Source organism: Streptococcus atopicus (genome assembly GCF_049166725.1).
Classification (GTDB): domain Bacteria; phylum Bacillota; class Bacilli; order Lactobacillales; family Streptococcaceae; genus Streptococcus; species Streptococcus hominis.
Map to the genome: position 1 here is coordinate 47,446 of NZ_JBMHFC010000003.1, position 13,789 is coordinate 61,234.

General features: G+C 38.8%; 9 protein-coding genes. 1 reads left to right on the forward strand and 8 read right to left on the reverse strand.

Annotated elements, in window-relative coordinates; translation table 11 throughout:
• Window positions 1-76 precede the first annotated feature (76 nt).
• Both ACOMA9_RS02790 and rpiA read right to left on the reverse strand, forming a co-directional pair.
• Window positions 77-886: a purine-nucleoside phosphorylase gene (locus tag ACOMA9_RS02790; protein ID WP_421424604.1), complete on the reverse strand. Its 810-nt coding sequence runs from the start codon at window positions 884-886 to the stop codon at window positions 77-79.
• A 182-nt stretch (window positions 887-1,068) separates the two neighbouring features.
• Complete coding sequence (rpiA, locus tag ACOMA9_RS02795) at window positions 1,069-1,758, reverse strand: ribose-5-phosphate isomerase RpiA (RefSeq protein WP_195673993.1); 690 nt, start codon at window positions 1,756-1,758, stop codon at window positions 1,069-1,071.
• Window positions 1,759-2,113: 355 nt separating this feature from the next.
• Between rpiA and mnmE the strand changes: the two genes are divergently transcribed.
• The gene (gene mnmE / locus ACOMA9_RS02800) at window positions 2,114-3,487 is read left to right on the forward strand and encodes a tRNA uridine-5-carboxymethylaminomethyl(34) synthesis GTPase MnmE (protein WP_330944901.1); all 1,374 of its coding nucleotides are present in this window, start codon (window positions 2,114-2,116) and stop codon (window positions 3,485-3,487) included.
• 201 nt (window positions 3,488-3,688) lie between these two features.
• Here mnmE and ACOMA9_RS02805 read toward each other — a convergent pair whose 3' ends face one another.
• The 6 genes from ACOMA9_RS02805 to ppc form a co-directional block, all read right to left on the reverse strand.
• Window positions 3,689-7,135 carry a GBS Bsp-like repeat-containing protein gene (locus ACOMA9_RS02805; RefSeq protein ID WP_330944902.1) on the reverse strand — a complete coding sequence of 1,149 codons (3,447 nt, stop codon included), beginning with the start codon at window positions 7,133-7,135 and terminating at the stop codon, window positions 3,689-3,691.
• Window positions 7,136-7,201: 66 nt separating this feature from the next.
• Complete coding sequence (tpiA, locus tag ACOMA9_RS02810) at window positions 7,202-7,960, reverse strand: triose-phosphate isomerase (protein WP_059220882.1); 759 nt, start codon at window positions 7,958-7,960, stop codon at window positions 7,202-7,204.
• Window positions 7,961-8,116: 156 nt separating this feature from the next.
• Window positions 8,117-9,313, reverse strand: a complete 1,197-nt coding sequence (gene tuf / locus ACOMA9_RS02815; protein WP_003023932.1) for an elongation factor Tu — start codon at window positions 9,311-9,313, stop codon at window positions 8,117-8,119.
• A 123-nt stretch (window positions 9,314-9,436) separates the two neighbouring features.
• Window positions 9,437-10,501, reverse strand: coding sequence for an anti sigma factor C-terminal domain-containing protein (locus tag ACOMA9_RS02820; protein ID WP_151380329.1), 1,065 nt, complete (start codon window positions 10,499-10,501; stop codon window positions 9,437-9,439).
• Complete coding sequence (locus ACOMA9_RS02825; protein ID WP_421424608.1) at window positions 10,488-10,958, reverse strand: RNA polymerase sigma factor; 471 nt, start codon at window positions 10,956-10,958, stop codon at window positions 10,488-10,490. Before ACOMA9_RS02825 ends, ACOMA9_RS02820 begins: the two co-directional genes overlap by 14 nt.
• 125 nt (window positions 10,959-11,083) lie before the next feature.
• Window positions 11,084-13,783 carry a phosphoenolpyruvate carboxylase gene (ppc, locus tag ACOMA9_RS02830; RefSeq protein ID WP_330944903.1) on the reverse strand — a complete coding sequence of 900 codons (2,700 nt, stop codon included), beginning with the start codon at window positions 13,781-13,783 and terminating at the stop codon, window positions 11,084-11,086.
• Window positions 13,784-13,789 lie beyond the last annotated feature (6 nt).

The following is a 13,789-nucleotide window of genomic DNA, read 5'->3' on the forward strand; positions in this document are numbered from 1 at the left end:
CCTTTCGTTTTTAGTTGAGTTCAGAAAGAGATGTGATTGTAAGCTCAATCTTCGACTCTTTTTACATTTATGTTTTTTATAGTTCTGCAAGGATTGCTTTTACAAGTCCTTTAAAGTTTTCCTTGATACGTTCTGTCACTTCTACGACTTCTTCGTGGTTTAGCTCGCTTTGAAAACCAGCTGCAAAGTTTGTAATAGCTGAAATTCCCAATACTTTCAAGCCTGAGTGCGCTGCCACAATTACTTCCGGAACAGTTGACATACCAACAGCACTTGCACCTAATGTTTGGAAAGCACGGATTTCAGCTGGTGTTTCATAAGTTGGACCAGTCACACCCAGATAAACTCCTTCTTTCAATTCAATGCCTAATTTTTCTGCTACGGTGTGGGCTTTTTCACGGTAAGCTTTTGTATAAGCATCAGACATATCTGGAAAGCGTGGACCAAATTCATCCAAATTCGCTCCAATCAAAGGATTTTGCCCCGTCAGATTGATATGGTCTGAAATAGCCATTAACGTCCCTGGACCATATCCAATCCCTCCAGCGGCATTGGTAACAATGACACCTTCACAGCCTAGCGCTTTCATTACACGGACAGGGAAAGTCACTACTTCCATTGGATTTCCTTCGTAAAAATGAAAACGTCCTTGCAAAGCCAGTACTTTCCGACCTGCTAAGTCGCCATAAACCAATTTACCAGCATGCCCCACCACTGTTGAGCGACCCCAATTTGGAATGCCTGCATAGTCAATGCTGACAGCATTTTCAATCTCACCAGCTAATTCTCCCAAACCAGAACCGAGAATCAAACCAAATCCTGGTGCGGTCATTCCTTTGTCTTTTAAAAACTGTGCTGTTTCGTTAACTTTATCCATTAAATTCATATCTTTATCCTTTTATATCTTTTTTAATTTTCACTCGAAAAATATTGAATGACACAATTACGCTCCACTCTTAAGAGCATATTCTAATCTTTCCTGTTCTTTTTGAACAGCACTTAATGCAGTACCAATTCGGACTGAATCCATGACAATGACATGAATATAATTGTATGTGACATAAAATTCTACTCTCCTTTTGATTTGGTTGATTTTAAAATTTGCACGCCATTTCTTCCAGCAACAATGACCATATCCACCATTTGATTAAAGAGTCCATGTTCCACAACGCCAACTACATGATCTAGCTTTTGCCCAAATTCGACTGGATTTTCAATCACGCCTAAGTCAAGATCAATAATGAAATTCTGCATATCCGTGACATAGCGCTGCCCATTTTTTTCACGAAATAACGGTTTATAGCCTGCATGTTCAAAACGACGGAAAAGCTGTTCTGCTCCGTATTGTACGACTTCTACCGGTAATTTGAAAGCACCTAGTTTACCAACCATTTTACTTTCATCAACTACCCAAATGTAGGTTTTGGTTGGAGTTGCAACAACTTTTTCCATAAGCAGAGCGCCGCCACCGCCTTTGATACCGTTGAAGTTAGTATCCACCTCATCAGCTCCGTCAACGGTCACGTCTACTTCATCTACTTCATCAATTGATTTCAAAGGAATACCTAAACGCCGAGCTTGTTCACTCGTTGTGCTTGAAGTTGTAACTGCTGTTATTTTCAGTCCTTCTTCCTTGATACGCCGTCCAACTTCTTCCACAAAATAATAGGCAGTCGAACCCGTTCCTAAACCAACTACCATACCGTCTTTCACATATTCTGCAGCTTTGATTCCTGCCATTTTTTTGAGGTTCTCCATTTTTGCTCCTTTATTCAATCTGCTTCTAGTATACCATGATTTGCCAACTTTAGCACCCCAAAAATGAAACCACTTTCTTTTTAAATGATCCCTTTTTTACAAACATTCTAAAATCCGAATATTCTATTTTTCTTGATTATAAAACACCAAAAATTCCAGATTTTCTCCGCTTTAATTTGATATATCAAACGAATAACCGAATGATGATTGAATCTTTCTTAAAATTTATTTTATTGTATTAAAGAGAGATGATGAATTTATTTGAACAAAAACAGCATGTAAAAATCTTGCGACGAACCTTGTTTTGCGTTACAATGAATATAGATTGCATAAACACATTATAAGGATTAAATTGATGATAACCAAAGAATTTGATACGATTGCTGCCATTTCCACTCCTCTTGGTGAAGGAGCTATCGGCATTGTTAGACTGAGCGGGACGGACAGCTTTGCCATTGCTCAAAAAATCTTTAAAGGAAAAGATTTGAGTACCGTTGCCAGTCACACACTAAATTATGGGCATATTATTGACCCAGAAAAAAACGAAATTTTAGATGAAGTTATGGTTGGAGCTATGCGTTCTCCTAAAACCTTCACGCGCGAAGACGTGATTGAGATTAACACTCACGGAGGAATTGCTGTGACCAACGAAATCCTCCAATTAGCTATTCGAGAAGGTGCTAGAATGGCGGAACCTGGTGAATTTACTAAGCGCGCCTTTCTCAATGGACGCGTGGATTTGACGCAAGCAGAGGCTATTATGGACATTATTCGAGCAAAAACGGACAAAGCCATGAATATCGCCGTCAAGCAACTGGACGGTTCTCTGTCCGACCTCATCAATAATACACGTCAGGAAATTCTTAACACACTAGCTCAAGTCGAGGTCAATATTGACTATCCAGAATACGACGATGTTGAGGAAATGACTACCAAACTGTTGCGTGAAAAAACAGCTGAATTTGAAAAACTGCTGACCCAACTTTTAAAAACAGCTCGCCGCGGTAAGATTCTACGCGAAGGAATTTCGACTGCTATTATTGGTCGCCCTAATGTCGGAAAATCTAGTCTCCTTAACAACTTGCTCCGTGAAGATAAGGCTATTGTAACGGACATTGCTGGAACCACTCGCGATGTCATTGAAGAATATGTCAACATCAACGGAGTGCCACTCAAGTTGATTGATACTGCGGGTATTCGTGATACAGATGATATTGTCGAACAAATCGGAGTAGAACGTTCTAAAAAAGCGCTCCAAGACGCTGACCTTGTGCTTCTTGTGCTAAATGCAAGCGAGCCATTGACAGAACAAGACCGCAAACTGTTAGAAATCAGTCAAGACACCAATCGTATCTTGCTGCTCAATAAAACCGACTTAGAAGAAAAGATTGAAGTTGACCAGCTTCCCGATGACTTTATCAAGATTTCTGTTCTCCAAAATCAAAATATTGATAAAATCGAAGAACGAATCAACCAACTTTTCTTTGAAAATGCAGGTATTGTAGAACAAGATGCTACTTATCTCTCTAACGCTCGTCATATTTCTCTAATTGAAAAAGCTGTTGAAAGTCTCCAATCTGTCAATGAAGGACTGGATTTAGGAATGCCTGTTGACTTAGTGCAAGTAGATCTGACTCGGACCTGGGAAATCCTTGGTGAAATAACAGGTGACGCCGCTCCTGATGAACTCATTAGCCAACTTTTCAGCCAATTTTGTTTGGGAAAATAATAGTAAACAAATTCGAACAAAAACAAGTAAGCTCTATGATTTCTATAGGAATAACCTTAGAAATCATAGAGCTTCTTACTTTTCATCAAAAAGAGAATAAGACAGAACTAAACATTTAAAATTTTTAGTTCGTAGTTTCAGCCTTTCATTACTAAACCGATAAAATGGCAGAAACTTCGTTCTCACAGAGCAGACACAACATTACAATCTAATTGTCATGAACGGAGATCCTTCTGTATTGTCAGTTGGATCCAAACTCCGTACTCTAAATAAATAATCTACTGAATAATAGCCATTATTATTAGCATTATACGGATCCATTACATAAGTCATTCCGTTGTTATAGCCTTTCATGACCAGTTCATGTGTAACAGGATAATTTGCAAATACACTGGTTCCTACTGCACCAAGCACATGGTGTCCCATAGCAAGTGCTTCTCGCACAGCTGCAGTTGACCCTAAAGTCTCTGTTTTTAGACCCCAATGCCGTGCTGCTAATACAATTCCGTGGCTCGTTGTTCCGTAACTTCTCTTATTAAATTCATTTGTAGAATGATAGAGATAATCTGCCACAGTCGTTGGTAAAACAGTCTGTCCTGTAGTACCAGAAATTGCCATAGCAACCGTTGTTGGCACGCAACCCGTTGCAGCAAATGTGTAGCCACCATAAGTTCGTCCTGCCCAACGACCATCACGTTGAGAAAAATATGGTGTCGGATAAAACGTTTTAGAAACTTGTACTGTTGTACCGCCTACTCCAACCAGCTTACCATTGTTTTGAATGTAATACAAATGAACATTGTATTCGCCGGTTGAGTTCTTATGGTCACTCGCTTTGACAGTTATCTTATAGGTACCATCAGCTCGTTTTGCAGCAGTATACCAAATGATGTCATCTTGACCATTTACACTAGACCACGTTGGCAGCTTCACTTCACGAACACCATTAGGGCTGGAAACATTAGACACTACCACGTCAAATGTTCCTGTTTTAGGATTATTATTTTGGATCGTGATTTTTCCAGTTGGTTTAAGGTTTTCCGCAGGAATTGTCACATTGGTTGATGTACCGCCTACTCCAATCAATGTTCCATTGTTTTGAACATAGTACAAATGAATATAGTACAAACCGGTTGAATTCTTATGGTCACTTGCTTTAATGAATGCCTTATAAGTTCCATTGGTCTGTCTAGTGGCAGTGTACCAGATAATATCGTCCTGACCGTTGACATTAGACCAGGTCGGTAATTTCACTTCACGGACACCATCTGGATTAGAAACGTTGGAAACAATTACTTCAAAAGTACCTTTATTGGCATCTTTATTTTGAATTGTTAATGTACCTTTTGGACGTGCAATTGAAACTTCTGTCGTTGTGCCACCAATCCCAACGAGTTTACCATTTCCTTGGATGTAGTAAAGATGAATATGGTACAAACCTGTGCTTCTTTTATGGTCACTCGCTTTGACAGTTGTTTTGTAAGTTCCATTGGCCTGTCTAGTGGCAGTGTACCAGATAATATCGTCCTGACCATTGACATTAGACCAGGTCGGTAATTTCACTTCACGAACGCCGTAAGGGCTAGAAACACCTGAAACAATCACATCAAAAGTTCCTGTGTCTGGATTATTATTTTGAATGGTAAGATTCCCTTTTGCTCTCGCTAAAGAAACATTTACTTGTGTTCCAGCTACTCCAACGATTTTACCATTGCCTTGGATATAATACAGATGAACATTATATAGACCTGTTGAATATTTGTGATCACTTACCTTGACAGTTGTCTTATAAGTCCCATCAGCTTGTTTTTTAGCGGTATACCAGATAATGTCGTCTTGACCATCCACATTAGACCAGGTCGGTAATTTCACTTCACGAACACCATCTGGACTGGAAACGCCTGAGACAATCACATCAAAAGTTCCTGCGTCTGGATTGTTATTTGTGATAGTCAAAGTACCTTTAGGATGCGCAATCGAAACTGTTGTCGTTGTCCCTGTTACTCCTACCAACTGATTATTTTCTTGGATATAATATACATGAATATTATACTCTCCAGTTGATTTTTTATGATCAGTCGCTTTAACTGTTACTTTATAGGTTCCATTGGCTTGCTTCTTAGCAGTATACCAGATAATGTCGTCTTGACCACCGATGCTGGACCAAGTTGGAACTTTCACTTCACGAACGCCATAAGGACTAGAAACATTGGAAATAAGGACATCAAATGTTCCTGTGTCAGGATTATTATTAGCAATGGTCACTTTTCCTTGAGGTCGTCCTAATGAAAGCTCGGTAGTTGTTCCACCTACGCCAACCAATTTCCCATTATTTTGAATGTAATAAAGGTGAATATGATAAAGTCCTGTAGAAAATTTGTGATCTACTGCCTTTACTGTTACTTTATAGGTTCCATCAGTCTGTTTAGCAGCTGTATACCAAATAATGTCATCTTGACCATTGATATTAGACCAAGTCGGTACTTTCACTTCACGAACGCCATAAGGAGCAGAAACATCTGACACAATCACATCAAAGGTTCCTGTGTTAGGATTCTTGTTTTGAACCGTGATTTTTCCCTTTATTGGCTGATTTGCAGCACGGTTGCTTGGAGTTGCCTTATTCGTAAATCGTCCAGTATAATCCACGCTTTGATCAAATACATGACGACCAGGTAGTAGTTCAGCTTGCGAAGTAAACTGCCAAGCACCCGCTTCACTATTATATTTCAGTGTTTTCGCATCATCTGCACTTAATTTTGAAGTTGGATATTGCGCTACCCAGAAATTTTCCAAGCCAAATTGCTCTGTTTGGATTGGTCCTTTCGTTCTAAGATTGTTTCGATCAAGCCAACTTGCACTTGTATAGTACATCAAATTTGAAAAACCCATACGCCGCATTTCATCTGCCCAAGCTTGAGTAGTTGCATTGATATTCGGACGCATATCAGAATCTTCAATATCATTTACCATAACAGTTGAGGAAGGAAGGTTCAATCGCCTTGCTTCCTCTGCAAAATAGCGCGCTTCTGCTCTTGCTTCTGCTTCATTAGTATAATGAGAAAAAGCATAAGCCGACACTTGCATACCTGCCGCTTGTGCATTCTGTGTTTGAGAAGCCGCATAAGGATTTTTATAACTCGTTCCTTCTGTTAATTTGACAACAACCCCATTTACCCCTTTTTCAGCTAAATGTTGATAATCCTCTTTGCTGATATGTCCATTATGACTGCTGACATCCACAAAAGTTGATTTTTTCACTTGTGCATCAGGATTACTTCTAGCTGTTGTTTGATTATTCTGCGCAGCAAAAAAAGTTGACTTGTTGTCTTTTTTAGTCTCAGTTGTAGTTGTCGAATTTTCTTTTACAACTGATTGTTCTTCTGAAACTTTAGCTTCAGTTGAAGCGGTTGATGAAGCAGTTGCTTCATTTTTAGATGAAGAAGATGAAGTTGTTTGATTTATTGGAGCAGTTTGAGTTACTTCTTTTGTTTGGAGTTCAACTGAAGAATGAGCTTCTTGTTTATTGACTTCTACTGTCGGCTGTGGCGTAGAAGTTTTTACAGGTTCATCAGCAAAAACCTGATGTGAACTAGCTGCAATTAAAATAGCTGTGCTTGCTAAATAAAATAAACTTTTCTTTTTCATTTTATTTCTCCATTTTAAAATAAGCCTGCCATAAAATATGGCAAGCTAACTATTTCTTTTAAGAAATTATTTTACAAAGTCCAACAATGCAAGGAAACTTTCTGCTTCAAGTGATGCTCCACCAACAAGGGCACCGTCAACATCTGGACATGCCATGTATTCAGCTACATTGTTCGGTTTTACTGAGCCGCCGTATTGTACACGTACTTTGTCAGCCACTTCTTGACCAAAGTCAGCTGCTACAACATCACGAACTGCTTTACACATTTTTTGAGCATCGTCTTGAGTAGCTGATTTACCAGTACCGATAGCCCAGATTGGTTCGTAAGCAATGACAAGAGAAGACACTTGTTCTGCTGTCAATCCTGTAAGGGCTGCAGATACTTGAGCACCTACAAATTCCACTGCTTTACCAGCTTCGTAAGTTTCAAGAGATTCACCACAGCAGATGATTGGAAGAAGACCGTTGCGGAAGATAGCATGAGCTTTCTTGTTGATATCTTCGTCTGTTTCATGGAAATAGTCACGACGTTCAGAGTGACCAATTACAACATAATCAAGACCCATTTCAGAAAGAACTTTGGGACTATTTTCACCAGTAAATGCACCAGCATCTTCAAAATAAGTATTTTGTGCAGCAACTTTAAGATTTGAACCTTTTGCTGCAGCAAGAACTGTCGTCAAATCAAGTGCAGGAGCTGCGATACCTGCTTCAACAAGATCAGATGAAGGAAGTTTACTTGCAACTGCTTCTACAAAAGCTTTAGCTTCTTCTGGATTTTTGTTCATTTTCCAGTTACCAGCAATAAATGGTTTACGTGACATTTCACATACCTCTTCTTTTTTTATTTACATCTATTATTTTACCATAATTTAATAGAGAAATAAAGACTGAGTCGAATGAAATCATAAAAAAGAAAGCCCCGCAACAGCGGAGCTCATTTGTCTGACTTTAATTGTTCATCTGGGAACTTAATTGAATTAAGCTTCGATTTCTGTAACCATACCTGAACCTACAGTACGTCCACCTTCACGGATAGAGAATGTAGTTCCTTGTTCTACGGCAATTGGGTGGATCAATTCAACGTCGATTGTTACGTTATCACCAGGCATTACCATTTCAGTACCTGCAGGAAGTTCGATTGAACCTGTAACGTCTGTAGTACGGAAGTAGAATTGAGGACGGTAGTTGTTGAAGAATGGAGTATGACGTCCACCTTCTTCTTTAGTAAGGATGTAAACTTCACCTTTGAATTTAGTGTGTGGATGAATTGAACCTGGTTTAGCAAGAACTTGTCCACGTTCGATTTCGTCACGTTGGATACCACGAAGAAGAACCCCTACGTTATCTCCAGCAAGACCTTCGTCCAATTGTTTACGGAACATTTCAACACCAGTAACAACTGCTTTTTGGATTTCGTCACGGATACCAACGATTTCAACTTCGTCGTTGACTTTAACAGTACCACGGTCGATACGTCCTGAAGCAACAGTACCACGTCCAGTAATTGAGAATACATCTTCGACTGGAAGAAGCAATGGTTTGTCAGTGTCACGTTCTGGTTCTGGAATGTATTCATCAACAGTATCCATCAATTCCATGATGATGTCTTCATATTTTTCATCACCTTCAAGAGCTTTAAGAGCTGAACCTTGGATAACTGGGATTTCATCACCTGGGAAATCGTATTCTGAAAGAAGGTCACGGATTTCCATTTCAACCAATTCAAGCAATTCTTCATCGTCAACCAAGTCAACTTTATTCATGAAGACGATAAGGTATTTAACACCTACTTGGCGTGAAAGAAGAATGTGTTCACGAGTTTGAGGCATTGGTCCGTCAGTTGAAGCTACTACAAGGATAGCTCCGTCCATTTGAGCAGCACCAGTAATCATGTTTTTAACGTAGTCCGCGTGTCCTGGAGCGTCGATGTGAGCATAGTGACGTTTAGCAGTTTCGTATTCAACGTGTGCAGTGTTGATAGTGATTCCGCGTTCGCGTTCTTCTGGAGCAGCATCAATAGATGAGTAATCTTTTGGTTGGTTAACTGAACTTGGAAGACGACGTGCAAGTACAGTCGTGATAGCTGCAGTTAGGGTAGTTTTACCATGGTCAACGTGTCCGATTGTACCGATGTTAACGTGTGGTTTACTACGATCGTATTTTTCTTTTGCCATTTGAGTAAAAGCCTCCAATAAAATATATTTTATAGATAGACAGTAGGCAATACAGTCTAACTTTCCTTACTATTTTATCAAATTTTCTTCAAATTGCAAGCATTTTACGCCTTTTTTATCAATTTATTCTTTGTCCAACTTGTAGTATGGTTGATTTGGTGTAGAAGCCCCAATACTTGATGCGTAAATCCACTCCTTACCTTCCAACTGAGCAAAATTTTCAGCTTTTCCTGTTAGGATGACGCCTGAGAACTCTAATTTTTCTAGGTCTTCTTTCTTAGACAAGTCTAGCTTACCAAATTTTTTCAAGTAGGTTTTAATGTCATCTGACGGAGTTACATTATTGTAGCTGCTTTTTCCAAATCCACTTTTAATATATTTCTTCAGATTAGCCAAGAATCCATCTACATCCTTCATTTCGGAAAGTCTGTCACTCAGTTTCTCTCCTTCTTTGAGGTTTTTAATAGCTTCTTCTGCTTCCTTTTTGTGAACATATTCTTTTTGCGTTAGATAATCTGGACTCGTACCATATAGATTGCTTGGTTGCCACCAGCTTGGATCGCTTGTTGAATTTGTACCAATCCAATACCAATTGGTCTTGAGGTTCTTAGGTATCATTGCCCGAATTTCTTTTAAAATATATGGTTTATCAAAGGTCAGAGCCACTTCTACCAGTTGATTTTTCATTTCTTTGATATAAGGAAGTTCTTGGGTTGGTTCATGGACAGGTTCTCCTTTCTCTTCTTTAGCTTTTTTATTGTAGAATTGTGGCACTTTTTGGTTATTTTCTATTTGAATAGTTGCCCCAGATTCTGTATATCTGCCAGAATTTGCATGAAAAAGGATTCCTCGATTGATATTAAAAATTCCAAAATCTGCCTTATATTCACCATAGTCGAGTGGAATTCCATAAATATCTTTAGCTTGTCTACCTTTAATACCACCGTGGAACATATCCCCACCATTAGCAGACCATGTATACGTTTCAATATTAGGAAAAGCGACGCTTTCAACTAATTGTACCTCATTGACCACCTTCCAAGCTTGGTCGCTGATGAGTTTTCCTGTAATCATACGAGCAGCAATATATATTCCAAAAAATACTACCACTACTGTTGTTGACCAGAGGATAATCCGCTTGATATTTCTCTTTTTGTTTTTCTTTGCAACAATTTCAAATGTTTCCATGATGATATCCTTTCTTTTCCAAAATCTGTCGAAGTTTCTTTCGACTGCGCATGAGCTGAACTTTGACTTTGCTCTTAGAATAATGGAGTACTTCTGCTATTTCTCCTGTTGAAAACCCTTGAAAATAATAAAGATCCAACATGATTTTATCCTGTGTTGGCAACTTTTCTACTTCCTCCATGAGAAAGTCATAATCTGCTCCTTCAACAATCAATTGATTTTCCTTTGTAAAAAAATCTCGTCGCAGGATTTCCATATAATGCTTATCACGCCGGTATTTGTCAATATAGCGGCGAATAGACACACGATACATCCAAGCTCGCATTTTTTCAGCAGGGATGACAAAATCAGACTCTAGCATTTTGATACAAACATCTTGAACAACATCTTCTGCTTGCTCTTTTGGAACGCCTGAGCCTTGCAGATAATAGACGATTTCTTTCGCAAAGGTAATCAAGACTTTTTCATAATCATCTAGTTTGATATTCTCATCCCCCTTCCTTCACTAGTATAACGAATTGAAAGCGTTTTTGGTTACAAAGATATAAAAAAATCGGAAATAATCCGATTTTTCGTTCTACATCAGCCTGAGTTTCTCAGTCCTGTCGCAATTCCGTTGATTGTGATATGAATCAATCGTTCTTCATCCGAGGATAATTCTCCACGGCGTTGGCGCTTGATGAGTTCTAGCTGAATATAATTCAAAATGTTAAAGTAACGCATGCGGTAGTCTAAACTGTCTCGCAAGTAGGGATTTTCTTCCAACAGGTCGTCATAATCTTCAATGGCAAGAATAACATTCTTGGTTAATTGCCACTCATCCAAAATTGTATAATAAATTTCTTGTACTTCTTTATCTTCACACAATTGAGCATATTCAAAGGCGATATTCATATTCGACTTTGATAACACCATGTCTACATTGGACAGAAGTGATTGGAAGAAAGGCCAATTTTTATACATCTTTCTCAAAAAAGCTAGATTTTCTTCTGGATTTTCATCAATAAATTCTTTAAAGCTGGATCCAACACCATACCAACCAGGGAACATCACCCGACTTTGTGACCATGAAAAGACCCACGGAATGGCACGCAAGCCACCGATTTCAGTAATGGTTTTACGCGCAGCCGGTCGCGAACCAATATTAAAGCTGGAAATAGCTTTGATCGGGCTTGATTCAAAGAAATAATCATAAAAATGCTCATTGCCAAAAACCAAATCACGATAAATTTGATAGCTTCGTTCCACTATCTGATCCATAATGCGCTCGTAGCGGTTAGACGTGTTGGTATCACTTTTTTTCTTAGTAATCATACGGTTAATCGTTGCCGACACTAGCATTTCTAAATTGTAATACGCTGCGTCTTTATTTCCGTATTTATTGCCAATGACTTCTCCTTGCTCTGTCAGGCGAATCCGATCATTGATACTACGAAGAGGCTGAGAGGTAATGGCTTCATAGGTAGGTCCGCCGCCACGACCAACCGTTCCACCACGACCATGGAAGAAGGTGATTTTCACACCAAATTCATCTCCGATAGCGGTCAGTTGCTGTTGAGCTTTATAAAGAGTCCAGCAGGATGATAAGTAGCCACCGTCTTTATTGCTGTCCGAATAGCCCAGCATGATTTCTTGATAATTGTTATTAGAGGCAATCCATTTCTGGGCAATTGGAAGAGATAAGTATTTCTTCATCGTGTCATAGGAATTATCCAAGTCTTCAATGGTTTCAAAGAGTGGCACAATCTGTACACGCGCAAATTCTTTATCAATGAGACCAACTTCCTTGTGCATAACAGCCAACTCTAAAAGGTCAGACACGCTCGTAGCATGAGAAATAATGGTTTGCTTAATGACAGCATCTCCTAGCTTATCTTTCAACTCACGCGCCGTTTGAAAAATCTCTAATTCTTTTTGCAAAAGGGCAGATTTTTTAGCATATGTAGCAGAAAGAATCCGCGGATCATAGAGAAGTTCATTTAGCAGAACGTGACATTTTTCGTCTTCAGAAAGCTCGCTATAATGCTCCACAATTCCTGCGCTCGCTAATAACTCCGCAACGCAGGCTTCATGAACACTAGAATCTTGTCGCATATCAATGGAAGCAAGGTAAAAACCGAATACTTCCACTGCTTGAAGCAACTCAGTAAACTCACCAGAAATCATTGCTTCGCCTTTATTTTCAAGAAGAGACTGCTTGATAGCTAGTAAATCATGTTTAAATTCTTCAATTTTGTGGTAATGTGGCTCTGTTTTGATTTGGTTAATAAAGTAAGTCTTTGTATTTTTCAGTTTTGTTCGAATATAGTAGAAGGCTCGACGATATAATTCTTTTTCGCGGTAAATAGAATTATCTTCTGACAGATAAGCCATTTCCTGCACCGCTTCACTAACTTTTACGATACCTGTTGACAAAGAAAATTCACGGTACAAATTAGCAACTTTCGTATCGTAATAGTTCATAATCACTTCACATTGGGTCAAAGCGGATTTTTTCAATGTTTCAGCTGTAACATAAGGATTTCCATCTCGGTCGCCACCAATCCACATTCCCATTGTAATAGGGGTTGGATTTTTTAAGTCAATTCCATGTTTTTTGGCTAGTCGCTTGTATTCTTCTGTTAAATTAGTCACCGCCTGCAAGAAAGAGCTATTGTAGTATTCCATCACATTGGTGATTTCATTGGTCACTTTTAATTTCTTCTCACGAATCATATCTGTCCGCATGATAATTTCGATATACCGACGAAGATTATTGTGCCATTTTTGCTCATTGAGCAAGCCCATTCGCACATCGCGGTATTTACGCAACAAAACGTGAATATGATTGGTCAAATCCAGCATAGTCGTTCGTTGCACTTGAGTTGGATGAGCTGTTAAAACAGGGACCACATTCAAATGCTCCAAAATTTCAGCAGCGTTTTCCTTTTCAGCAACCAAATCAATCGTTGTGGATAATTTCCCAAGATAATCTTGACCCACATTATTTTGATAGTTAATCTCAAAAGCCAAATCCACATCTTCTGAAATATTGATTAAAAGAGGCAGGATTGAAAAATAACGAGAAATATAGGACATTTCCTTGTTCGATAGACTTTGAACAATCTCATTTAACCCTTCATAATTTCCAACTGCTGCTAATTCTTTTAAAGCAATGATTTTTTCAAAGGTTTCAGGACTCAGCATATTTTTTGTAACTTCTTCTAATAAGTCCGTCAGAATCGTAACTTCTTCTTTGATAACTTCTTTATTGTTGTAATTTTCTAATTTTTGAAGTGACATAATCTA